Consider the following 24,774-nt stretch of genomic DNA (forward strand, 5'->3'; position numbering starts at 1 on the left):
ACGACTGCTCTATTGAACAATCGCCCACCTTTAGTTGAGTAAGAAGTTTTATTTCTAAATAAAGCGATATTTACGTGAAAATTGCGTGATAATCAAAATACTCGTTAACCCAACAACGAGATACCATATTATATTTAAAGGAACTATGTACATTAATACACCAAATAAAATAGCTGTTAAAAAGCTAACTGTAATTGATTGTACATTCGTAATTTTATCTTGAATTAAATAATATAAAGTGAATGGTAGTGCTAAAGTAAATAACGGAATATAAATTGTTATAATAGATATTCCGATGAAGGATATTGAAAGTACGGCTATTATGAAACCTATTGATGTAGTAAGCGTTCTTCCTACAAATACTTTACCAGTAAAATAGCCGTATAGCAGAATAAACACAATCGTTAAACTGGAACAAATTCCAGTTATTAAAACAAATGAATTGCCTATGAAGAAAGCTGCTATTGATAAACAAACTAAAGAAACGAATGGCAACAACAATATTGAAGGATTTTGCACTTTTTCTATATTCATTACATTTGTAAAACCTACAAGAAATAATAAAGTAAATGGAATCGCCAAATATCCTAATTCGAAATAATCATTTATAATAATATGACTAACCTCGAGTTTGCCCACCATTATTATTACAAGTGACGCACTGATTTGACCAAGCAGCCCCAAAATGCTTGATAATTTAAAAGCTTGAGTAAGCTTATCCGTAATTACAATTGAAACGATACCAATAAATAAAGCTAAATATAACAAATTTTCCCCTCCTAAAATATTTCTTTAGAAATATTCTTCTAATTCCAAATTATACAGTATTTGTGAAAAAACCACACAAATACTATGGTAATGCTTTTTGAACTAAACTGTACCGTTTGTTTAATAAGAACAGCGGCGCTTCTTCAACTAGAGTTTTTGTTAGTTAAAGTTGAAGTACCGAGTAAAAAATACTGATTTACAGCCTTTGCATAAAAAGCTGCATAATTAATGTTCATACAAAAAGTCACAAATGTTGATTTAACAACATTCATGCCTTTTTAATGTGTGCCCAAACTTGCATTCTGGAACATTATTTGGATCAAATTTGTATAATTAATTCATTTCTTCAATTAAAAATTTTTCTCCAAAAGTTGTAAGTCTGGCTTTAGATAGATCAACAGAGTGAACTCTTTCATCGTAATATGTATCATCATCCCCAAACCAATAAATAGTAACATCAGCAATATATGTTCTATCATGCATATACTCAATAAGATCTGCCCACATGTCTAAATTTAAATTGTAATCTGTATGAACTGGTATATTTCCATTTTTGATTTCATTTAAGATATTAAGTATTATTCCATTGTTTTCCAATTAACAACACCGCCTTCAGAAATACTTTATGAATTCCAGTATATAGTATATATAACCTTACCACAGCGGTGTTTGATAACGATTACTACTTAATGATTGTTAATCAGGATAAACTCTTATCGCTATCTACTCACAGTAAAATTAGTTTTTGGTTTTCATATCCCAAAATGATATATATAATAATTGCCCTCAGACAGTTGTTTGGCTATAGAACTGAATTTTTCAAATTTTGCTATCGCATAGTCTCTATCGAAACGCACTAATTCTTCCTCGGAGTAATTATGGTAATAAATCATTTTTAGGATTTCTTTTGGACCATTTTTTAATAAATCAATCCAAGCAGTAAAAATAGAAATAAGGGAAACAGCCGAATGTTCATCAAATAGGGTGACGCCAATGTTATTAAAGCCTATGTGTTTAGGCATTCCAGGCAAGCTAGGGTTCCTGCATGGAATCCATGTAAGTGAATCATAAATATATTCAACTATGTTATCTTCAAGTCCAATGTACTCAACAATTAAATCTTTGTAATGCTCTTCATCTCTCCAAAAATATTCAAAAAAATCTTCATCTTGTGTTTCGGTCTTTTTTATTAAATAAAAATCATGCATAAATACCCTCCATAAGAATTAAAATCATTTAATGTAATTAATAACCATCTTATCATATACTGTTCATTCATTTGTTTTAAATATTTATCATCGTTTTAATAAAGTATTCTGCTTCGTTATTTGAATTAAATAAAATCCCCAAACCATCGTTTGGTCCTTTCGCAAAAGAATGTTATTCAACAATCTGGCCCGCTAGTTGAACAACAAGTTAAACAATACTCTTCAACTAACCTCCCCGTTAATTTAATAAGAAAAGCAATTCTAATAAAGAATAGTACATACTTATGGTACGGTTTACCTTAATGTAGTTAGTTTCCATTTTCTATATATATATCCTTACCAGCGATTCATAGCTATTTTCACCCAGACAACGTATAATAAGAGAAGCAGAAGAAGAATTCATTTTTCCTCTAGTTAAAAAAAGAGGTGCAATTACTTGAAACATTTTGAAACAGCATTACCTGAGCAGTATGAAACATTAAAAAAACAGGCCAATTATACGTCTAGCTGGCGAGAGCGTTTAGACGCAGTCGAAATGTTATCGGCTTATCAACATGACAAAATCATAGATTTATTAAAGAATCGTATGCAGCATGATACTGTCAACAAGGTGCAATTAGCAGCCTATGAAGCACTCGTGGCGTTTGGTGAGGACGTAGAGAAGCCATCACCTGCACGTTTTGATATTATCAAAGGAACAGACAAAATTTTCCTACGTGTGAAAAAGAGCTTGCCGAAGGACCATACAGTGGCAGACTTTGCGGATAAACTAAAACGTATGCGTTTAGATGTCTTTGATGCGTATGAAGGCGACAAAGGTGTAGAATTTATGAACTGGTTAGAGGAACGTTGGGCAAAACTATAATCAGTAGTTTTGCGATTTATGAAGGAAAGTCATTCTCTCCGCTTGTTGAGGGAATGGCTTTTTCTTATCTTACGCTGCGGTTCATCGAAACTAATATTAAATGATCGTATATGGTTTTATTATAGCAGTAGCCAGATCCAGTAATTTTGTTACTGAAAGAAATCCACATCGTATGAGTATTGCGCAAATGAGGTATATCATTAAACGAATCCCCAGTCGTGCTGGAATTAATAAAGATATACACCCCCATCAATTAAGACATAGTTACGCTACACACTTATTAAACAATGGTGCACCCATTGAAGTAATTCAAAGTTTAATGGGGCATGAAAAAAGTGAAACTACTCGGATTTATGCACAACTAAGTGGAAAGCTAGGAAGGAATTTTATCAGAAGTACTTTTAGTTTATTTAAACAGAGAAACATCATAATAAATGTTTCTCTGTTTAATTAATGCACCCGTTCCTTTAAGTAGAAATCTTCACAATCTGACATTAATAATAATTTCTTGTCTAACTATTTCTTAATTTTATCAAAGTCTTGCTTCAACAAAGAATACATATATAAATCATCAAATTTACCATTTGTAAACTCATAATTCCTTAATAACCCTTCTCTGATAAAACCTAATTTTTCTACTAACTTTTGTGATGAGATATTAGGTGGCTCGATTAATGCTTCTATCCTTTGAAAATTCATATGTTCATATCCGTAACATATTATAGCTTCAACTGCCTCGTGTGCTATACCTTTTCCCCACTGCTCTTTACTCAATTCAAAGCCAATTTCAGTACGAAAATGATGGGAGACTTTGTTATGAAAACCACAACTGCCAATAACAATTCCTTGCTCTTTTAAAGTAATTCCCCATCTAATACCCGTTTTGTTGTTTTGTAATGATTGATACCATGAAATCTCATCCAAGACATCTTTTATCGATTTAAAAGGTTCTAATCCATAATATTTCATTACTTCTTCATCAGACAGATATTTCAAAATGCTGTTAGCATCTTCTTTTGTAACTTTTCTTAACATTAATCTTTTAGTCTCAAGTATGGGAAATTTATCAGTATCTATGGTCATAGTAACCACTCCTCATTTTTTTACTTTTTTGTATTGCTTCGTTAGTACAATATCTGCATAACAATAATGACATAATATTCTAACTATTATATTCGTAATTTGCATAAAGTGACCTTAATATGATTACTTTGTTTAACTCTTGCCCTCGGCATACCTCTTATTCAACTAACCTGCACCGTTAGTTAAGAAAAACATACTAAGATTAGTAGTGCAGACCAAGGCATTGGTTCGTACTACTATTTTTTTATATAGTAGAGGTGAAGAATAGGTCGGGCAGCTCTTTGGATCTTGAATCCGTAAAAAAAACTGACCTACTTCACAACCTTATTTGAATCAGGTTTAAGTATGTTGGATCCTTTGAGATCGTGTATAAGAAATGGGAATCAATAAGGCTAATGTGAAGACTTCAAAACACATAAGGAGGGAGAACATGAAACATGTCATCGCCTTTGATATTAGTATGGGAAAGAGTTATATGGTTGTCTATAACGCGCTGAAAAAATGTCAGTTGGAAAAGGAAATTGCGCACAATCGTCCGGGATTTAGGGACCTTAAAAAGTTAATTGATAACTTAATTGAAGGATATGATGAGCAACCTCATATCGTATTTGAATCTACAGGGGTCTATTCAAGAACACTGGAACGTTTCATGCAAGAGAACAACTATAGTTATTGCCTATTAAATCCCTTGGAAGCAAAACTCCAATGTGATTCCTTACGGATTCACAAAACGGACCGAAGTGATGCACATCGATTGGCACTCACACACTTTACGCACGAAAGACGGATTGAAACAGATTCCAATGATGTTTACCGTCAGTTAAAACGATTATCGAGACACTACAGCGAATTGGATGATGAATTGAGCGTCACTCGCAGTCGATTGCATAAGGTCGTCCAGGAAACATTTCCTGAACTCGAGAATATCTTCACGACCAAGTCTGAACTGTTCCTAAACGTAGTACAATTATACCCTCATCCAGATCTAGTCTTGAATCATTCAAAAACAATCATTAAAAATCGAATACTCGCAAACACAAATAAACGAATGGCAGTAAACAAAGCAGAGGAAAAAGCTATTGAATTAATAGAGGCCGCAAAGCAATCTTACCCCGCCGCGTCTTCAACAGATGTGGTTTGTGATCAAGTTCGTGTATATGCTAAACGGTTTCAAGAGCTTCTCCTTCAGAAAGAACAATGTATCAGTAAAATGGAGTCGATAGCCGAAAGGCTTGAAGAATATAGCATAATACGTAGTATTCCGGCTATTGGAGCTAACTCAGCTGTCAGAATCATAGCAGAAATTGGAAACATTCAGAGGTTTGACAACAACAGACAGTTGAATGCCTATACAGGTATTGATATTAGGCGGTATCAATCCGGGAAGTTTATAGCTAGAGACAAGATTAATAAACGCGGCAATAAACACCTACGTAAAATAATGTATCTAACCGTTCAGAACATGATTAGACAACGACGATTTGGTGGAAATCACATCGTTTAGTACTACGATAAATTAAAAACGCAACCCTATAACAAATGTCATGAGGTTGCCTCCGTCGCATGTGTAAACAAGTTATTGAAAACGATCTTCTTTCTTGTCACACATAATCAAAACTACGACTACAGGTTGGCTCCCTAGTACAGTCGTAGCATCAGTTTAACATACTAAAGCCTTATGAAAAATCGAAAAATCACTAGGCTTATTTGGCATGGCCCAATTTATCAAAATAATATCAGCGAGTTAAGAAAGTTATTATATATACTTGACTAATCGTAAGAAAGAGCTGCATACGCAACTCAATGATTTTCAAGTAAACCCGTTAGTTTAATAAAAACAGCGACGCTTCCTCCACAATCGCACTCGATTGTGGAAGAAGCTACTGCATATGCCCTCGAAATGTAAAGTAAAAATTTGAATGACACAGTTAAAGATATCTAATTTTAGAAGGAGTATAATTTTAATAGCTCATGTATTGATAAACTAGTAGTAGCGTCCACTTTAACAAAATATGGTGATTGCCACTTTTTAGTTGCTATTGCTTGTTTGCTGGTGGGAGTATCCGTAAACTCTAATAGCCATTTTCCCCAAATTCACTTTCTTAAATGGTATAATATGAGCATCTTATACGAACGGAAAGTGGTGAATGTTTTGGTGAACGCTTCTTTTAACAACGAGAAATTAATCAAACTTCTTGAAGAACAGCTTGACCTAGAATTATGGTCTATTTCGATTTTCAATTTGATTTATCCAGTTTAAATCTGCTTCTAAATGCAAGAGGGTACCAGTGATTAATAAATACCTATTCTCGTCACCTTGAAGAAGAAATTCCGTTTTAAATTTAGTCAATTCCATGACATCTTTCATTATCATCGCTTTTTGTTGATCAAGTTTTTTCTTTTCTTGTTCGAAATCAATCTTACGAGCACAGCTCCATTTAAAATGAAAGTCTTCTTTAGTAGAATGATAGGGTACAGGTTCCAGTAACCAATTTTCCAACTCTTTTTTACCTTCCGTAGTGATTTCATAAAGTTTTCTTTCTTGGTCATCCATTCCTACAGATAAGACAAGTTGATCACGTATTAGACGGTCTAGAGTCGTATAAATTTGACCAGGATTAATTTTTCCTTTAACTCCCAGATGGGATTCTAGCTCTATTTTTAATTCATACCCATGATTTTTTGAACGGTTCGCCACCATGTACCCTATAGGTTTTGACAAAGCTCGAGCAGAACTTGAAAATCAGTTCAAAACTAAAGAATAAAAGAGCGTCTACAAGAAAAGGAAAAACTTATTTACACAAAATTATTGACGGTACCTAATTTTTCAAAAAGGAGAGTTTATGAATAAGATTATTGTTTTTGTATTAACGATATTTATATTATTCTCAGGATTCGCAACACAAAGTTATGCGTTGTCAGATTCGAAATCTGCGGCAATACAAGCGTTGCTAGATGATGCCACTCGTATATCAGGTGTGCCGGGAATGTCAATCTCAATACTTGCTGATGATGAAGTGTTCTACTTTTCTTCAGGGTATGCAGACCGCGAAAAGGGGTTGTTTGCAAATGAAAATACACTCTATGAGTTAGCCTCGGTCAGTAAAGCTTTTACCGGTATGGGTATTATGCTGTTGGAAGAGCAAGGGCTGCTCTCAATGACTGACCCTGTCCAAAAATATTTACCTTGGTTTACGTTAAAGTATCAAGGGAAACCTGTTGATATGCAAAGCCTTACACTTAATAACTTTCTTCACCATACCAGTGGTCTAACAAATATTAGGCATACTCAAAATATTCCACAAGGCAATACACCGGATATGTTGCAAAAGACTGTGGAAATGCTCGTAGATGCTGAATTGGCGTTCCCTCCCGGTGAACAGTATAACTATGGAACCGTTAATTATGACGTATTGGGTTTGGTTATTGAGATTGTGTCGCGACAAAGCTATGAAGACTTTATGAGGGAACAGGTATTTCAGCCGTTAGGTCTTCACCAGACGTATGTTTATAAAGAAGATGCTCAAGCCACTGGACAGTTGGCGCAGGGCTACCGTTCTTCCTTTTTTATGACAACTCCATTTAAAGCTCCGGATTACGCTGGGAATAAACCCGCAGGCTACATCATTTCTAATACAAAAGATATGGCGCGTTGGATGGGCATACAGATGGGTATCGTGCAGGACATACCCGAAATATTTCACACGGTTATCGAAAAATCACATAGGGGTGATATGTCTGTCTCAGTTGTCAACGATATGTATTATGCGGCAGGCTGGTCGGTAAACGCCGACCAAACGATTATAGAACACACTGGGGGCAATCCAAATTTCAGAACCGAAGTAGCCATACTGCTAAATGAACGAACAGCCGTCTGTTTGCTGAGCAACGGCGCAAATACCAATACAAACCTGGTACTAAAAGTAAAAGATATATTAGACGGCAATCTAACTCAGTCATATGAAATAAGCGGCACACAGCTTTTGGATATCATTTTGTCGTCTATCACTATTATTCTTTGCCTATTGGCTGTTCTGCTATTTCTCTTAGGATTACGAAAAAGGAAAACGAATGAGCGGCAGCCAATGACCAAAAAGAGAATGATCGTAACAGTTATTTTCCTGATCGCTACGATTGCCCTTGGTATACTATGCTGTGCTTTCGATTGGTCAACGATACTTATTTGGCGAACATATAGTGTTCTTACAGCTTTGATTTCGTCAGCATTATTAACAGCCAGCATTACATGGTTTGTATACACTCACCGATAAAATACCTCGCTCCCAAGATTTACATAATGTTAAGTAATTAAATTTAAATTTATCGGTATGTTACTATTGCTTCCACTAACCTGCTCGATTCGTGGAATAAGGATTTTTAAACAACTATATTATTTTTTAAATGACTTTATTGTAAATTAAACAACAATATTATTTTTACACAAGCGTCGTTAGGTAACATTTTTTAAAAGACTGTTATTCAACAATCTGGCCCCTTTTCATGAAGAAAGACGCTTTCCATATTTCAGAAAAGCGCCCGATTGAGAAAGATTGATTTTCAACTAAAGCCCCCTTTACTTTAAGTACAAAAATTCTCAAGCACATTAAAATTTCGTAAAATCGCAATTTTAGTTTGGGTTTTCCTTTAAATTATCCTTTTTAAAAATTCTAAACCATTTCTGGAATCCCTGTCTTAATAATAATTATGTTTTTGGCTTTATGTCTTCTATATCTTCTATTTGCTACTCCGAAAAAATCAGGTAACTAACAATGTAAAGCAGCAAAGAGTTTTTCTAGTCATTTACACAATCAGGAAATCTTAGTAAAAGATGTTTACAAACAACTTAAAAATGGATATACTTATAAAATAAACAAAAATTTCTTAAGGAGGTCGAATGAAATGATCGTTATCGTTAAATTGATGTCATTGGTAGTTACAACTTCAGTAAAAATAAAAATCACACATTCGACCAGATCGGAATGGATCGCTTAAGGTTTTTTTGTAATTAAGCATACCCATACCGCAGGGAGAAGTGTGCCCCTGCGGTATTTTTGTGCCTTTTTTCACCGTAGAGGAGTCTCTCTACGGTTTTTTTCATTTTTTGTGGTAATTTAAGGAGGTGATAATAAATGATATTAAACTTTTTTGCTCTCACGATAACTATTACAAAACGTGAGATCTCTCATGAGAAAGCACTTCATAATGAAAATGCGAAAAAATTCTTTGAAGAGAACCGAAGAAAAGTAGAAAATTATATTCGTATTCGTCAATATTAATTTTGTTAATTAAAAAACATGAAAGGTGGGAATTGAAATGATTTATATGATCAAAAGACGTCATGCAGTTTTATGGGTGGAGAAAGACACAGCCACCAGATGAAGAAATATAAAGTGACAATATAGCTATTTAATCTCCGTAAAGTTAACCCGTTCTAATCTAGGACGGGTTGCTTCAGGAGGTATTTTGCACTTTTTTAAGCGATATTTTACACATACAACTTGATGTAGTTTAAGAAAATGCGGAATTACAATGTTCGGGAAATTACCATTAGTAAAAATAATTATAATTTCACTGTCCAAATTTTATAGATGATTTGACCATCTATTTCCGTTTGTCCTGTACAGACACTGACTTGCAATTTGTTATAAACAGCCCATTGAGGAAAAAGGGATGCTAAATATTTAATTACCTTTTCATCAGGTGTTGCATATCCTACATTATTTTTATCACTTAAATAGGCAACAAAATCTGGATATAATGCTTCTGTCCATTCTTTAACTTCAAACTCCGAATCAAAAATACGGTTATCCTCTTTATAGCTTCCATTTATCCATTTAACATTCTCCATTGAATCCACCTCATTTCAAATTTTACCCACAGATATTCTATATTATTATGCTAACCTGCGCCGTTAGTTGAAGAATTTGTTCCAAACAGACTTCGCTCCTTCGATTTACGACTAACATATGAACTGATAAAACCATTCCTCTTATATTAAATGGCCATTAAAAGCAAAAAGGGAGCAATTCTTATTCCGTGAAAGTGCCTTTTAATGGAATAACTAAACTTCATTTTGTTGATTTTAAGTGTGTTTCCAAACTTTCATTTGGGTATGTTTGTACTTATCATTGTAAATCCGCATTTTCCTGATGCTACCCCACTAACTAAAAATTTTATATCTTGTTTATTTTTAGCTTAGAATGGATTTTCACCTTTAATAAAAGGGATAAAAACTACATAAATTGAACCAATAAAAATAAGCCAAAAGAGTACCGATGTAAGTCGCTGCTTAAAGAGAATACTTTCCCGAGATATAAACAAACCAACAATCAACGAGTATAATACGAATAAAATATAAGAAACCCCAAACCAGTTTACCCATACGTTTCCTGTATATTGAATTCCAAAATTCTCGTATATAGGTCTTAAAATATAAGTTGTGAAAAGTAAACCAATCGATAAGATGACAATGATCTCAAATAATCTAAGTACAACTTTCTTCAACTCATCCAAATAAATCAACCCCATTTCTACCACCTTTTAATGATGTATTATTCATCATTTTCAATGGATATGTAAGTTTAATATTTGAGACTAGTTTATTGAACTTAGCTGCACCGTTAATAAACTAACCTTCTCCTTTAGTCAAAAAGCGAATGCTCTATTGAACAATCGCTCCCGTTAGCATAAGTAAAATATTTCACATGATTTCTACTGCTCTTTATTCCGAAACTCGAAAGTTGAAAGAATTGCCAACTTCCGAAGAACACTCACTTAAATAATATTCAACTCCATTCCCTGTATTTCTTGATTCTATTCCTTTTCCAGTACCTGTATATCCATCCTATGAATTATTAATATATTGAATTTTGTTACCATTATAATTTAAATTATAGAAAATAGGGTCTTCTTCAATAGTGTACATTGAGATACGAATTTCATCTTTAACACCACTCTCAACATTTTCTATAAAACTCTCAAATCTATCTAAGTTACTAATTTATCCATGAAGATTGACTACATCTCCATTCTCTATTGCCTCCTCAGAAGAATAAGATTTCTGTGGATTGTTAATTTTACTTTCTTGTTGGCAACCAAGTATCACTATTGAAAAAGTGTTAAAGACAGAAATTAAACTAATTTTTTTCAACTTTATCACTCTCCCCTATATAAAGTTATTCAGAATATCTGATTCGCAGACTTATAAATACTAAGACCAATGCAATGACTGTTAGGAAAACTCCCAGCAATCGGAATCCTATAAAGTTGAACGTACCTCCCATAATGATGCCTGTCAACAGTGAAGATAAAATTGTTCCCAAGTATCTCGATGTATTAAATAAACCAGATGCTACACCAGCGATTTCTTTTGGTGAGCTTTTAAACAAAGCCGCCTGCATACCAACAGCGTTTAGCCCGTTGCTAATACCGAATGCGGCTAACGCCAGGCACACACTGATGACCGGTGAACTTTGTGTCCATGTCACGATCCACACTGACCCCACTAGCATCAGTAATGAGGATATAATCAATGCAGGTCTGGGTCCCGATTTACCGACCCATTTCCCTGCTATTGGCGAAGCTACAATCGAGCTCAAGCCCAAGGTTAACATAAGAATACCTGTCTGGAATTCGCTGACATGACGCACCATTTGCAGGTATGATGGAATCCCGAAAAAGAGTGAATAATAAAGTAAGTTAACGAGCAAATATTGTATATTGACCCAAGTCATCCCTGGATATTTGGCGAAGGTGCGCAAAGGAATAAAGGGCGACGTGGTTTTTAACTCATGTCGTACGAATATTCCCAACGCTACGAGCCCTATTAATACAAAGATAATACTCCACAAAGAGAAATGCCCAGATGATTTCGCTGACAGCAAGCCAACTAGAAGGGCAATCAGACCCACCGCAAAGAGCAGAATTCCTACCACATCAATCACACCAAGTAATTTTCGAAACGACATGTCACGTGAAACCGTTGCTGCCGACCCATCGTTAGGAATCATTTTCCAAGCTAATATAAAGCTTGCCACTACAAACGGAATATTGACAAAGAAGATCGCCTGCCAGTCCCACCATTGAATAAGTACTCCTCCAGCAAAAGGTCCTATAGCTGCCGCACCAGATAGGAAAATCGACAAACCTGCCAAAGCATCTGCTTGCTTTTCTGTAATATGAATGCGTACAATTGCTGTTCCAACTGCAATCAACATACTAGTTCCGATTGATTGCACAATTCGGGACACGATAAGCCATCCAAAATTCGGAGAAAATGGAGCCAGAATAGAAGAAACTAAGGATACAACAAGACCAGCCAGAAATATCTTTCTCCGACCGAATAAATCACTAGCCTTCCCCATTATAGGTTGGGCGATAGCACTAGCGATATAAAAAGAAAATACAATCCAGGAAACAGAGGTAAAATCAATTCTATACACATGTTGCAACCTAGCAATAGCAACAGAAATCATTGATGAATTTAAAGGGTTTAATAATATTCCTAGTCCAACGGATATCATTAACCACCTGCTACGAGAATTCACTTTTTTATCCCCCTTTACATTTGTTACATTGATATCTTACTTGAAACTTTACATTCATTCCAACGCATTTAAAGTTATGATATCATTGATCAAAAGGAATGATTGGAGATAAAAAGAAATGGAACTTCTTCAACTACAATATTTTCTAGAGGTAGCTCGATTAGAGCATGTAACCGAAGCTGCACGAAGTCTCCACGTTACGCAATCGTCGCTAAGCAAAACGATTCAACGTCTGGAAGAAGATTTAGGGGTACCTTTATTTGATCGAACAGGTAGGAAACTGCGATTAAATGATTTTGGCAACAAATTCATTCGTCGTGCGGAAAGGGCTTTGTTTGAGTTGGAACAGGGGAAGCAGGAGATTAGCGATTTGTCCAACGCAGAATCTGGCACACTCAAGCTGGCGGTAACCACTGCAAGCACATTGCCCCAGATTCTACGAGAGTTTCGTAAAAAACGGCCTAATATCCAATTTCATGTGCAAATGCTGACCACAATGGAAATGGTCACTCTTTTACATCGAGGTGAAGTCGATTTTTGCTTGTCGTCCTCTCCTTTTCAAGGGGAAGACATCGAATGTCAAGTTGTCTTCGTTGATCCCATTCTTGTAGCTGTTCCTATGGGGCATCGGCTGGCAGACCGAAGTAGCGTATCTTTAACAGAACTAAAGGATGAATGCTTTGTCGGTGTGAAAAAAGGCTACAGCACTCGTGATTTAGTAGACTCTGTATGCAAATCGGCTGGATTTGACCTTAAATATGTGTATGAGGGTGATGAACCTACACGTCTGATTACACTTGTAGAAGCTGAAATTGGACTTGCCTTCATACCAAGCACAGCAAAAATGTCATCGGAAAAGATTAAATATTTGCAAGTTGAGAATCACGAACTTGTACGTGATATCGCTTTATTATGGCATAAAAGTCGGTACATGACGCAAGCTTCTTTGGAATTCCGCGAGGTTGTTCTGGACTATTTTGAGACAATATCGAACCAGTCCAATTAATCATACGTCATGACTCATACCGATTCGATTGGGTCATGGAACATTCTACCACTAAATGGAGTATTATAACTTCTAACGAATAACGTGCATAGTATGTTTATTTGTTAGAAGTTTTTTATGTTCTGAAAGATCTAATGTTATTTAAGATAGAATAAGTGAAAGTGGTAGTTTTGAAATTGAGTTTGATTAATAATGTTTCTCAAACCCAAATTCCTGTCTATATACAACTCATTTGTACCCAACTTAAAACAGCTCAATGATCTTCAAGTAAGCTCCCCGTTGACAGCCTGAGGATTTATGCAATACGTCAACAAAAAAAAGCGTCAATCCTTCTTGGATCAACGCCCCGATTTATTGTAAATCCTTTTATTCCTGATCAAACCATAGTAGCTCTTTATCATCAACATCGCCGTTATAATTGATTAAAATTTCATCTCCTGCTTTTATATCCGTATAAGCAAAGAAGTCAAATGTGCGATTTTTAAAATTAATCTCATATATTGCATTAGGTTCATATGAATGGTTAAACAACATTCCATAACCAAGAAGGATAGCTGATTGACCTATCCCATACTCAAAAGCATAATCACCGAGTAAAGTTTGCTCAATGTATTGATGCTGTTCGTTTGGATAAGAAATGACAGGTGCTTCGTGTAAAAGCTCTCCTTTTTTGATATCACATGTTGCAAATACCCCTCTATTGAATTCTCCATCACTTAATGGAGATGTTTTTATCTCAATCATGTTTGGTCTCCTACTCACTTTTAAAATATTCTTTCTAGCTTTAACATAATTTTAACATTGAGGTCTTTTTAAATCTGCGTCGTTTGCCTAAGTATGTTACTTCAAAATCTTTTCAGAGTAAGAGGTAATTTTTTTCAAACTAGCATAAAGTGATCTGATCAAAATCGTCAATATGAAAATAACGCCATCTACTCTTTAAACACTTTGTTGATCATTTATACGTTTAGCGTGACTCTTTTGGTGGTTGGCAGACGTCACATTTACGTTGATGTTTATTTTTAAATTTAGTAAATGTTTTTTCAAATTTGCTACCACATTCACATTTTAATAGTAACTTTTGAGAAAAACCGTGATATTCTGTCGTTAGTAACTTACTTTCCGAATTATTCTCAACAAATTCTTTAATTTTATCAATTGTCCATTTTTTATTCAATCTCTTACACCTCTATATTTTATCTCAATGCGAAGGCTTTCTTGGCATCTGTTCAATTATAAGGAACGTCTTAATTACCTTAAGCTACTTATTATAACATGAACTGGTACATAATTAAACAGATTCAAGATATCGTTATCTAATATCTCACTACAAAGATTGATGCGTCAACGGTTTCTATCCCCAAAAAGTTAGGATTTCAATGTTAAATTTCCACTTTTCCGAAATTCGGAAAGACTCTAGAAAGATCTATTATGCGGGTCCTCCAACCATAATTGAATACATCAAATTCCAATCATCTGTTTTAGTTGTTCAAAAGGTACATATCCAACAATGGGTTCATATGATTTATTGTGAATAATCAATCGGGAATGAGGAATGCCCATTACCTTAAATTCTGCTGCAATATCTGGGCTTTTTTCAATATTCACTTTGATAATTTTTATCTTACCACTGAATTCTTCACTAAGTTGATTAAGAACTCCTGCAAGCATTTTACAGGGGCCACACCACTCGGCCCAGAAATTTAATAACACAACTTTTTTAGTTTTTAAGTGTTCTTTTAATTCTTTCTTTGTTGTTACATGAACAATCGACATAACTCTTTTCCTCCTTTGTGGAAATACAAATCTTGAAGTTATAATATGCTAATAATTATTATTAGACCCTACTCTCTCCCTTTATCACACATTAAAGATCTTTTATATCCATAATTAAGCGAAAAATTTTTTAAATAATACTGTCGAAAACAACTGCCTTCGCGGCTTTATATCCTTTAACTTCTATCAGCGGATGTTTGTACACCCGCTGATAGAAGTTAATGCTATATGATATAACAATGATCCAATTGAGTGACCGTTTAGTTTGGCATCGAGCTGTTGCTGACTTATTCCTGAAATTTTTTCTAAAAGCGTACGCCTAACATCTTCTAAACACCATATCCAGCGCCCTATCTCTGTTTCAAAATCTGACACGGGAACGACAAGCAAATTTTTTCTCTCCATCTCATTTCTCCTCCGTATTGCTCAAATTTGCACATTTGCTCTGTGATTAAAAACCCCACTTAATATAGCCGTTCGTTGATCAACTGCCGCTCCTCTCGCTTAACTAACACTAAACCATGAATTGTTTTGCATGAATAACGTTTGTATCTTCCTTTCCGTACAATACGTTCTTTGGATTAATAATGATGATTAAAACGGCTACAATGAAGTAAAAAATGGCGTTATACATGAGTAAATCAATTAATTTTCCGTTTATTAGGCCCATAAAAAAATTAAAGAATTGGTGGATAATGATTGGGACGATTAAATTTTGATTTAAATTATGAAATGCTGTCATGACGATCTTAGTAGACATGATTGCGATCATAAAGAGTAGAATATATTTGATTAAATCAACACCCACAAGCCCTGTAGTAAACCATATTGGTAAATGCCACATCCCCCACCAAAACCCTATTATTATCGAAGCTTTTAATGGCGAATGCTTTTTTTGGAGCTCCATTTGAGCGAAACCTCTCCACCCTAATTCTTCTCCTAGTGGCCCAGAAAGAAAGTGGTTAAAAAAGTAATAGATTAGCATTCCCCATGAAGAAACAGTAAAAATAGAGTCTACTTCACTAGTATTAGATACAATAAACAAAATCATCAAAAATATGAAAGCTTGAATCATAATTGCAATGAAAATCACAGAAAACTTAAGTTTATTCTTGAATTTATATTTTACAAATTGCATAAAACTTTGCCCAGGATAGATTTTTTTAAATAATATTGCAAAAGCAAAAGTTGATGACCAAGCTGATATACAGAGCATTACATCAAAAACCCATTTAGGAAATCCTAACACGCTTGTGGCACCTACAAGACAAAAAAGTGGCAAAAAAATGATATTGGTCAGTAAAATAAAACTTGCTACTGGTTTTTTTAGTTTCTTTTCTCTATACATGTATTTTCCCCGCTTCAAACTAAAGTTTTATTAAAAATTTTAAGAATACCTTAAGCTTAAACCTAGGGGTAACTCACAGGTCAACACTCTTACCGTCTCAAAATTCACCGAATAAAAAAATACCCTTCAAAAACTTAAAGGGTAATTAAAATATTCTTTCTATTCATCGAAATATGTAGTTTTAATATTTTTCTCATCTAAAAATTTTTCGATTTTTAATTGCTGCCTTCCGTTCGCTTTAGTAAAATGCTCTGAAGCAAAATTTGATATATCCGTCAAGTTACCACTTTCGGCCATTCCAACAATTTCATCTTCAAATTGTATTAAAGTTGCTCTGATGGATGAAACAAATTCATAGATTGTCTTTGAAGGTTCTTTATAATCATCAGGGATATTATTATTACTAATAAAATCATTGAAATTGGTATCATTCTTTTCCCCTTCAGCTACTAATTTATGTAATTTTTCCTGATCAGATTTAGTAGCATCCTCATATTTATAAACAATTATCTCCATTTCTTTGTCTAACACATGACTATAATCCATATACTTTTTTATACTTGCTTTCATTTCGTCTTCACTAATAGTTTCATTCTTTTTATTAGAAACAAATATATCGTCAGGAATTTTAACAAGTACATTGTTAACAGATTTCCCATTACTTTCTTCATTACTTTCTTTATTACTTTCTTCGTTAGGTGTTGTATCGTGTGAACAAGCACACATCAATACAATTGTGAAAACCATTAGTAGATATAAAATAAATTTTTTCATACTAATCTCCTTTTCAATCCATTTTGTCATTAATTTCACGCTTTCTTCTCGAATCCTCTCTACTTCCTCATGTGCAGTGAACGAACCATGTTGCAATAAATAATTTAATCTCAAATAGGCTCTTCCTCATACACCTTGAGTCACAGTGTACTAGTTAAATAGTACACTATAACTCCTGAGTTCGCAAGCATTATATCCAAATAAAAGGAAGAACACCTAAATAATAAAGGGCTCTTCCTTGGTGAAATTAAGTTGAATAAAGTATACCTCCTATGCAAGGCGATGATATAATAAGTTCACTTTATAGGTGCATAAATCTCTAAAAATACACGTTCAAGTCCATCTTCATAAGTGGTCAGTAATAGATTTATATAAACTTGCCCCGAAAGATCATATCCTTTTTCTATTGCTACGTTTCTTATACTCGCTTCCACGTTATGATCAATATTTTTTCCACCAGTTGACCATCTCCCATCCTCCATAATTGTATATATACATTTTGGATGAGATAGAATTTCGCCTTTTATTTCTTCATCAGCGTCTTCCACTTTTCTTACAATTATAAATTTATCTTCTATCATACCTTCTTCATTGAAACTGATGACTCTTCTTAAAGATTTGAGTGTAACTGCTTTTTTTAAGTTGTCTGCATTCTTTTTTAGAGTGTCATATTTATCATAGGCAGTAAAATGTTCTATCTCCCCCTTTATTTCTAAAGGTTTCATTTCCTTAACTATGTATTGTCCTAAAAATTGTTTAATTTTCTCACAATCCTCTTTTACTATTTGAAGCTTTTTTAAAAGAAGCTTTTTATACTCTATTTCCTGTAAAACTTCCTGTTCTTTCTCTTCTAATAATGAATGTATTCCCTCAATACTCTTACTTTTTCTTAATTCCTGGATTTTTTTAATTTCAATATCAATCTCTCTATAAAAATTTACAGTTGTTATATCATAAATATCATAATGATTATATTTTCTATACCCATTCTCCATATTTTGCTTTGGTTTTACTAATTCCTTTTCCTCGTAAAATTTCAAGGTATCTCTAGATACACCTAAAAAATTAGCTACCTGCCCAATTGTGTACATTTTGATCTCCTATCTTTGATACAAATTCTTTATGATGTTTCACATTAACCAAATAACCATATAATACCATTTCTTATTAAGAGTTGCCAGATGATACTCTGACCAAGCAACGGAAGGTTTATTAGTTACAGCTACATTGAAGTAAGAACTTACGTTTTTTAACTTGTTTATTTTAAATAATAAAATTCTTTTTCTAATAATGATAAAAAAATAGGAGCTGCCGAAACAACTCCAGGATTCTAAAAAAGCTTTTATTCTTCAAAAGATAGATTTGTCGGTTCCTCTAAAAGATGGTTATCAAAACTAATATGGGTTGTAGGGGTATTGTTATCAACTACCTCAAAACGAAGCCCATCCAGCCAAACTTCCCCTTTTCCTGTCAGTAAAATACCGAACGATATTATTGCACTATTTTCTGGTACATCTAGAACTATAGAATATCGATTCCAACTATTTGTACCAAGGATCGGTCTATCACTCATATTATCAAACTGCAGGATATCCTCCGATGCATTATCTACTCGCATCCAAAGTCCTGTGAATTGTTTAACATTTTCAGTTTTAATAAATCCCGAGAGCTTAACTCTTTTATTTCTAAATTCATTTGCCTTAAATTGTTGCATCATTGTTGCAAATTCATCCTGATCCTGAACAGTTTTTGATTTTAAATATCCCGCTGCTTTTCCTTGATGTACATTTTCCTGATCTATTCCTATCTCATAATTATATGGATGACTCCCACTAATGAACCAGCCTTTAATTTTCTCTTCCATTATTGATTCCTCCTTGTTTTTTCTCATAGCTCTCATTACTTTTCTGTATTGCCCTGGTGGCAAACCATACAGTTTTTTGAACGCTCTTGTAAAGGATTCTTGTGACTCAAATTGATAATAGAACGTGATATCAATAATTCTTTCATTCGTATGAAGAAGTATACTTGCAGCATTTGCAAGTCGCCTCATTCGAATATATTCCGTGACAGACATTCCAACAGAGGTTTGAAAAACCCTGTGAAAATGATATCTTGAAAATCCACTCACTGCATCAATATCATCTGCGGAAATTTGCTCATGTAAATGTGATTCAATCCAATTTATTGTTTTTTGAATTAGCCAGTCATTTCTCAATGGTATATCACCTCCTCTTTACTTATAATCATAACGAAAAAGAATTCATAATTTTTGACTTTTTTTGCGATATTCTTCAAAACCAGAGATACTTTAACAAAACATCTTCAATTAAATCGATTTACTACAATCTAATCCAAGTGTAAAAGTATATAAGTGGCTATTTTGCTCCTTTTACAATTTCACTAAATGCTAATACTTGCTAAAAGATCTCACGGTGCCTTACCATAGTTAAGCAATGATATGTGACAGTATCCATTACTCTTACACAATCTTGAAAATATCTTTACTTAAGGAGTGGTAGAATTGGCACGTGTTTTATTTATTAACGGTGGATCAGAAGGACATATCAATCCAACTATTGGCATTGTGCAGGAGCTAATTTCGCGAGGAGAAGAGGTCGTATTCTTTACAACAGAAGCTTTCCGAGAGCGTATTGAGAAGACCGGAGCGACTGTGCGCACATTTGACGGTCAAAAATTTATAAAAGCCTTTATCTCAGGTGGAAGAAATCATTTACTTGAAAGAGTCAACGGACTTTTACTTACTGCAGATATCGTCATACCTAGCGTTCTTGAACAGATTAAAGGAGAGCATTTTGATTACATCATCCACGATTCAATGTTTGGATGTGGCCATTTACTTGCCAAAATCCTTAAGCTTCCTGCAATCAATTCATGTACATCTTTTGCTGAGACTAAACAATCATTTGATAGAACATTAGAACATCTTTCAAAAAATGTCCAAACTGAAGCTTTTAAAAAAATAAATGATGATTTTCAACAGCTAACAGCAAAAATTAAAGAAAAATATGGTTTTGAAATCAATTCTCCTTATGAAGTTTTTTGTAATCCCGCACCGCTTACAATCGTTTATACAACTAGGGATTTTCAACCTTTTAGAGAAGCATTTGACCAATCATATAAATTTGTAGGTCCATCCATCTCTTCACGATTAACACATGAAAATTTCGACCTTACTACAATCAAAGAAAAAAGCCCCATTTACATTTCACTCGGTACTGTCTTAAATCAAGCCATTGCTTTCTATAAGCTTTGTTTTAAGGCACTCGGGAATACTGAGCATACCGTTGTCATGTCTATCGGAGGACAAATTCAACTTAATGAATTAGGAGAGATTCCTGAAAACTTCATTGTAAAAAATTATGTTCCACAAACCGAATTACTAAAATACACCAAATTATTTATCACACATGGTGGCATGAACAGTACTAATGAAGCACTCTATAACGGGGTTCCGCTAATCGTAATTCCATTAAGTGCGGATCAGCCGATAATTGCTGAGCAAGTTACCAATATCGGAGCAGGGATTCAATTACAAATGCAAACCTTGACGGCAAATCAATTAAATGAAGCTGCCGATCAAGTGTTAAACAACCCTTCCATCCATAAGGCTGTTGCAAATATTAAAGAATCCTTCCAAAAATCAGGTGGGTATCAAAAAGCTGTTGATGAAATTTTCAAATTTAAAAGTCAATATGGTATTTAAAAGCTGCCATTATTGGTGGCTTTTTTTAGGTAGGAGAAATTACCACTTTAATAAAGTAATGGAAATTATAATTATAAAAAGTTGGGTAAAGATTTCTCTTATACCCAGCTTTTTTACCCCAAACATTAATGCAATCGATCATCAAACATTAATTGTATTTGAACACCAAACGGATCTTCAATAATACCGTATGTTTTACTAAAAACATTATTTGATAACGGCACAATAATTCTCACTCTCTTATCTGTCGTTAAGCTCTTGTAAAAATGTTCGATTTCTTCTAAGTCAGCACTTTGAATACATAGTGAGGTATTGTTCCCTACTATATATTTTTCAGTGACATCCATTGTATCTTCTGCCAACATGATCTTTGTTTTACCTATTGCTAAGACGGAATGAGTAATAAAATGTTTATTCTCTTCATTAAGCTGTAGCGAGCTGTCACGTCTTGCCATATCTTCATAAGTAACGAGTAACAGTACCTCTGCGTTAAAGTGTTTTTTGTAAAAATCGATGGCCTCCTTTGCTTTTCCTTTCATAGATAAGAATATAGCGACTTCTAGTGTTGAACTCATGGTATCAATCTCCTTTAATAAAATGACTAAGGTAAATATCTTTTTAATTGATATTGCCTTGACCTTATTTTAAGATGTAATGGTATCAAAACATGACACCTTTATCTTCATTCAGAAAAAACGCTCCATCTGAAGGTGGTGAGATAAGTGCGGATGTGTTTCCCTTTCAGCAACAAATTTTTTATGTTGCGAAAGTGAAGCGACAACAGCATTACGCCAAGGCGAAATTGATAAGGAGATTTCTATGAAAAAATCAGAAAGATTAAATGACATGATTAGATACTTAAACAGTCGAGAGTACTTTAATTTAAATGACCTAATGGCTAAGTACAATATTTCCAAAAGCACCGCTCTGCGTGATATAACTTCATTAGAACAATTAGGAATGCCTATTTTTTCGGAGCACGGCAGACATGGACGTTATGGTATCTTAAAAAATAGATTATTATCCCCTATTATTTTTACAATTGATGAAGTGTATGCTCTGTACTTCGCAATGCTGACGTTAGAATCTTATCAATCCACCCCATTCCATTTAAGTGTTCATAAACTAAATGAGAAGTTTGAAAACTGTCTGTCTAACAATCAAATTCTGCAGATTCACAAAATGAAAAAAGTCTTGCAGTTTGAAGTAAATCAACATAATAATGTTAGTCGTTTTTTAGATAAAATTTTAAAAAGCATTCTTAATGAAAGCACCTGTAAAATTCATTATTTTAAAAATGATGAGCAAAAAAGCTACCATGTTCAATTTTTCAAAATTTCCTCTAGGTTTGGTCAATGGTATGCGACTGGAATAGAGTTCAATACGCATAAATATAAAGTTTTTAGATGTGATAGAATAACCTTTATCGAAGAGGAAGAAAATACTCCTCACTTTTCTCTAGATGAACTTCTTAGACGTTCATTAGAAATATACCAATCCGAGAAGAGGATTAACTTTGAGGTAGAGATTTTTGCTCAAGCAAAGGATTTATTTTATAAAGAACAATATCCCTCAATGAAAATAGAAATTGGTAATAAAACAGTCATAAGTGGATTTTATAATCCTGGAGAAGAAGAATTTATCGCTTACTATTTTATGAGGTTTGGACATAGTGTTATCTCAGTGAAACCTGAATCATTAAAACAAATAATTCAGGATAAAGTAGAGAATCTATACAATCACTTTAAAAAGTTATGATTTAGATCAACGATGCAATTTGAGAGGTTATCCAGCTGAGTAACTACTGTGCATAAGCCATCAATTTTCAGACAAAGAAAAGGAGAAAAACGAAGTCGCTTTTCTCCTCTTTTTTATATAAAACTCGGCTATGTCTTACTATCGTCAGTCATTAACCAATTGACAATTGCTACTATTGGAAATGTAATGATTGCCGTTAGAATGGCTAATATCGGTGCTATACTAATTGTTAGTGCAACATACATTAGATACATAATTGGTGCCAGTAATAAAATACTTGGGACTGTCCATCCTGCAACCACTACATAATGATACACAGCCTTCGCCCAATTTAATTTTAATACGATTGGTATAACCAACAGCAAACTAATGATCGCTGGAATCGTAAATGCGTAACTAACACCTTTGAACGTAAGACTAGTCATCACAGCCAATACAATCCATAAAATTTGCGTACTCACCGCGAAATTCATAATACCGTATTTTTTCGAAATCCACTTCGAAAAAAAGAAACTGAACATTACCGCGAGTAAGACCAACAAAGTAAGAATTGTCGGATCAAACTTACCAAACATAATCATATTATATTCATCTATGCCACCATTAAATACAATTGTTAAAAGCCTGATTAGTAGGAAAAAGCAAACGAAAATGGCAACAAGACTACCTATCATCGCAAAAAAACTTAAAGCAAAACCCTTAATCTGTATCACTTGCTTTTTAAAACTGTAGAAGAATATTGCAGCTGTTAGTACCAGCAAAACAACCATCAATGGGATGACTACCTTTTCAGAGTACACGACTAATGTTTTTTTCATTAATGGGAAGTAAATTGCATCACTTTCACTTTCCTCTAAGGCTTGAAACTCTTTTTCATCCATCATCATATACTTTTTCACTAAAGGAAAAGCATAGCTTCCAAAGTGACGAATTGTTCCCTCGTTACTATTTTCCACACGATCTGTCTCAGCATGATATGCCTCTAATCCATTCATATTCGCAAAATTATAGCCTAGTTTTCTGGTCACTTTAAATTCGGTAAAATCCGTATCGTTTGGCATCCTTTTATACATTTCAGAAGCAAATGAGTATGCTATAGGGTATGGAACGGTCTTTTTATACAATTGAACTAGCTTTAAATCATTTGAACTCGTTTCAAACAAAATTGGTACCCCTGCATTTCCTCTTGCTTCGAAATTAAACATAACGCTAACTTTATTTAAAACATCCGTTCGATCTTTAAAAGCACTCGCCCCAAGTAAACCTAGCTCCTCACCGTCTGTTAGTACAAAATAGATTGTGTTTTTAGGTGCCTGCATTTGTTTTAACGCTCTTGCTGTCTCCATAATTGTGACAACTCCGTAGCCATCATCTGACGCTCCAGGAGCCTTAGTTACAGAATCATAATGAGCTGTTAATAAAATCGCATTGTCATCCCCTGATGTCCCTGGGATTTTCGCAATAATATTTTCAACAGTCTCTGTACCTAATTCCGCAGCATACTTCTCATCTCTAATATCCTTAACTGGCTTCGATTGAATTTCAACAGGCACATCTATTTCTTGAAAGTATTTGACAATATAATCTCTGACCTTTTTATTCGCAGGAGAGCCCATTGGATGCGGTTCCTTTGCAACTTCTTTTAAATAATCAAGAGCTCGTTCTGATGAAAAATCCTTTTCAGTTCCCCCCATTTCTTCTGTAGAAGGACTTATAAATTGACTAAAACTTATAAATAGCGTTATCAATCCTAGTAATATCGCAAAAATAAGCAATCTTCTTTTTTTCACCTATTACTCTCCTTAATTTTTTCTTAACACTGAAATTTATGAAACCTAGACATATCATATGTTTTATTTTTACTTTATTTCCAATCATCCAATCTAAGAAATACCTTAAAGGTCAATTCGATTTT

Annotated in this window: 25 protein-coding genes and 2 pseudogenes; 8 read left to right on the plus strand and 19 right to left on the minus strand. The window is 34.0% G+C overall.

Features of this window, described 5'->3' with window-relative positions; genetic code table 11:
- Positions 1–54: 54 nt before the first annotated feature.
- The 3 genes from JNUCC51_RS01650 to JNUCC51_RS01660 form a co-directional block, all read right to left on the minus strand.
- Positions 55–768, minus strand: a complete 714-nt coding sequence (locus JNUCC51_RS01650) for an MraY family glycosyltransferase (RefSeq protein ID WP_337990533.1) — start codon at positions 766–768, stop codon at positions 55–57.
- Between the two features lie 333 nt (positions 769–1,101).
- Entirely contained in the window at positions 1,102–1,365 is a 264-nt protein-coding gene (locus tag JNUCC51_RS01655) for a hypothetical protein (protein WP_337990534.1), read from the minus strand.
- A gap of 155 nt (positions 1,366–1,520) precedes the next feature.
- A complete protein-coding gene (locus JNUCC51_RS01660; RefSeq protein ID WP_337990535.1) occupies positions 1,521–1,976 on the minus strand; it encodes a hypothetical protein in 456 nt (151 codons plus the stop codon).
- Between the two features lie 436 nt (positions 1,977–2,412).
- Between JNUCC51_RS01660 and JNUCC51_RS01665 the strand changes: the two genes are divergently transcribed.
- Both JNUCC51_RS01665 and JNUCC51_RS01670 read left to right on the plus strand, forming a co-directional pair.
- The gene (locus JNUCC51_RS01665) at positions 2,413–2,841 is read left to right on the plus strand and encodes a HEAT repeat domain-containing protein (protein ID WP_337990536.1); all 429 of its coding nucleotides are present in this window, start codon (positions 2,413–2,415) and stop codon (positions 2,839–2,841) included.
- Positions 2,842–2,986: 145 nt separating this feature from the next.
- Positions 2,987–3,246: pseudogene (locus JNUCC51_RS01670) on the plus strand (tyrosine-type recombinase/integrase); the annotation flags it as partial.
- 111 nt (positions 3,247–3,357) lie between these two features.
- Here the strand turns inward: JNUCC51_RS01670 and JNUCC51_RS01675 are convergent.
- Entirely contained in the window at positions 3,358–3,924 is a 567-nt protein-coding gene (locus JNUCC51_RS01675) for a GNAT family N-acetyltransferase (RefSeq protein ID WP_337990537.1), read from the minus strand.
- A gap of 430 nt (positions 3,925–4,354) precedes the next feature.
- On the opposite strand from JNUCC51_RS01675, the pseudogene JNUCC51_RS01680 reads away from it, so the two are divergent.
- Positions 4,355–5,566: pseudogene (locus JNUCC51_RS01680) on the plus strand (IS110 family RNA-guided transposase).
- A gap of 576 nt (positions 5,567–6,142) precedes the next feature.
- Here JNUCC51_RS01680 and JNUCC51_RS01690 read toward each other — a convergent pair.
- Entirely contained in the window at positions 6,143–6,622 is a 480-nt protein-coding gene (locus JNUCC51_RS01690) for a PadR family transcriptional regulator (protein ID WP_337990538.1), read from the minus strand.
- Positions 6,623–6,767: 145 nt separating this feature from the next.
- Between JNUCC51_RS01690 and JNUCC51_RS01695 the strand changes: the two genes are divergently transcribed.
- Complete coding sequence (locus JNUCC51_RS01695; protein WP_337990539.1) at positions 6,768–8,195, plus strand: serine hydrolase domain-containing protein; 1,428 nt, start codon at positions 6,768–6,770, stop codon at positions 8,193–8,195.
- An 858-nt stretch (positions 8,196–9,053) separates the two neighbouring features.
- Positions 9,054–9,200, plus strand: a complete 147-nt coding sequence (locus tag JNUCC51_RS01700) for a YrzI family small protein (protein WP_337990540.1) — start codon at positions 9,054–9,056, stop codon at positions 9,198–9,200.
- A gap of 284 nt (positions 9,201–9,484) precedes the next feature.
- Here the strand turns inward: JNUCC51_RS01700 and JNUCC51_RS01705 are convergent, their stop codons facing one another.
- From JNUCC51_RS01705 to JNUCC51_RS01715, 4 genes are all read right to left on the minus strand, one after another.
- The gene (locus tag JNUCC51_RS01705; RefSeq protein ID WP_337990541.1) at positions 9,485–9,772 is read right to left on the minus strand and encodes a hypothetical protein; all 288 of its coding nucleotides are present in this window, start codon (positions 9,770–9,772) and stop codon (positions 9,485–9,487) included.
- A 347-nt stretch (positions 9,773–10,119) separates the two neighbouring features.
- Positions 10,120–10,452, minus strand: a complete 333-nt coding sequence (locus JNUCC51_RS01710; RefSeq protein ID WP_443136971.1) for a hypothetical protein — start codon at positions 10,450–10,452, stop codon at positions 10,120–10,122.
- A gap of 316 nt (positions 10,453–10,768) precedes the next feature.
- Positions 10,769–10,924 carry a DUF4362 domain-containing protein gene (locus JNUCC51_RS24750; protein WP_443136991.1) on the minus strand — a complete coding sequence of 52 codons (156 nt, stop codon included), beginning with the start codon at positions 10,922–10,924 and terminating at the stop codon, positions 10,769–10,771.
- A 175-nt stretch (positions 10,925–11,099) separates the two neighbouring features.
- Entirely contained in the window at positions 11,100–12,470 is a 1,371-nt protein-coding gene (locus tag JNUCC51_RS01715) for an MFS transporter (protein WP_337990542.1), read from the minus strand.
- 118 nt (positions 12,471–12,588) lie between these two features.
- On the opposite strand from JNUCC51_RS01715, the gene JNUCC51_RS01720 reads away from it, so the two are divergent.
- Entirely contained in the window at positions 12,589–13,476 is an 888-nt protein-coding gene (locus JNUCC51_RS01720; RefSeq protein WP_337990543.1) for a LysR family transcriptional regulator, read from the plus strand.
- Positions 13,477–13,842: 366 nt separating this feature from the next.
- On the opposite strand, the gene JNUCC51_RS01725 is transcribed toward JNUCC51_RS01720, so the two are convergent.
- The 8 genes from JNUCC51_RS01725 to JNUCC51_RS01760 form a co-directional block, all read right to left on the minus strand.
- On the minus strand, positions 13,843–14,220 hold the full coding sequence (locus JNUCC51_RS01725) for an SET domain-containing protein (protein ID WP_337990544.1): 378 nt from the start codon (positions 14,218–14,220) through the stop codon (positions 13,843–13,845).
- 223 nt (positions 14,221–14,443) lie between these two features.
- Positions 14,444–14,653 carry a hypothetical protein gene (locus tag JNUCC51_RS01730; protein WP_337990545.1) on the minus strand — a complete coding sequence of 70 codons (210 nt, stop codon included), beginning with the start codon at positions 14,651–14,653 and terminating at the stop codon, positions 14,444–14,446.
- A gap of 284 nt (positions 14,654–14,937) precedes the next feature.
- Positions 14,938–15,252, minus strand: a complete 315-nt coding sequence (locus JNUCC51_RS01735; RefSeq protein WP_337990546.1) for a thioredoxin family protein — start codon at positions 15,250–15,252, stop codon at positions 14,938–14,940.
- A gap of 186 nt (positions 15,253–15,438) precedes the next feature.
- Positions 15,439–15,657 (minus strand): hypothetical protein, encoded by a 219-nt coding sequence (locus tag JNUCC51_RS01740; protein WP_337990547.1) that lies wholly within the window; start codon positions 15,655–15,657, stop codon positions 15,439–15,441.
- A gap of 109 nt (positions 15,658–15,766) precedes the next feature.
- Positions 15,767–16,600 (minus strand): CPBP family intramembrane glutamic endopeptidase, encoded by an 834-nt coding sequence (locus JNUCC51_RS01745; RefSeq protein WP_337990548.1) that lies wholly within the window; start codon positions 16,598–16,600, stop codon positions 15,767–15,769.
- A gap of 159 nt (positions 16,601–16,759) precedes the next feature.
- On the minus strand, positions 16,760–17,488 hold the full coding sequence (locus tag JNUCC51_RS01750) for an NDxxF motif lipoprotein (RefSeq protein WP_337990549.1): 729 nt from the start codon (positions 17,486–17,488) through the stop codon (positions 16,760–16,762).
- A gap of 182 nt (positions 17,489–17,670) precedes the next feature.
- On the minus strand, positions 17,671–18,465 hold the full coding sequence (locus JNUCC51_RS01755; protein WP_337990550.1) for a MerR family transcriptional regulator: 795 nt from the start codon (positions 18,463–18,465) through the stop codon (positions 17,671–17,673).
- Positions 18,466–18,716: 251 nt separating this feature from the next.
- Entirely contained in the window at positions 18,717–19,592 is an 876-nt protein-coding gene (locus JNUCC51_RS01760) for a helix-turn-helix transcriptional regulator (RefSeq protein ID WP_337990551.1), read from the minus strand.
- 306 nt (positions 19,593–19,898) lie between these two features.
- On the opposite strand from JNUCC51_RS01760, the gene JNUCC51_RS01765 reads away from it, so the two are divergent.
- Positions 19,899–21,101 carry a macrolide family glycosyltransferase gene (locus JNUCC51_RS01765; RefSeq protein ID WP_337990552.1) on the plus strand — a complete coding sequence of 401 codons (1,203 nt, stop codon included), beginning with the start codon at positions 19,899–19,901 and terminating at the stop codon, positions 21,099–21,101.
- A 125-nt stretch (positions 21,102–21,226) separates the two neighbouring features.
- On the opposite strand, the gene JNUCC51_RS01770 is transcribed toward JNUCC51_RS01765, so the two are convergent.
- Positions 21,227–21,676, minus strand: a complete 450-nt coding sequence (locus JNUCC51_RS01770) for a VOC family protein (protein ID WP_337990553.1) — start codon at positions 21,674–21,676, stop codon at positions 21,227–21,229.
- Positions 21,677–21,920: 244 nt separating this feature from the next.
- Between JNUCC51_RS01770 and JNUCC51_RS01775 the strand changes: the two genes are divergently transcribed.
- Positions 21,921–22,859: a helix-turn-helix transcriptional regulator gene (locus JNUCC51_RS01775; RefSeq protein ID WP_337990554.1), complete on the plus strand. Its 939-nt coding sequence runs from the start codon at positions 21,921–21,923 to the stop codon at positions 22,857–22,859.
- A gap of 128 nt (positions 22,860–22,987) precedes the next feature.
- On the opposite strand, the gene JNUCC51_RS01780 is transcribed toward JNUCC51_RS01775, so the two are convergent.
- Positions 22,988–24,649 carry a M28 family peptidase gene (locus JNUCC51_RS01780; RefSeq protein ID WP_337990555.1) on the minus strand — a complete coding sequence of 554 codons (1,662 nt, stop codon included), beginning with the start codon at positions 24,647–24,649 and terminating at the stop codon, positions 22,988–22,990.
- Between the last annotated feature and the right edge of the window lie 125 nt (positions 24,650–24,774).

It is taken from the genome of Lysinibacillus sp. JNUCC 51 (assembly GCF_015999525.1).
In the GTDB taxonomy this organism is placed as follows: Bacteria; Bacillota; Bacilli; order Bacillales_A; family Planococcaceae; genus Lysinibacillus; species Lysinibacillus xylanilyticus.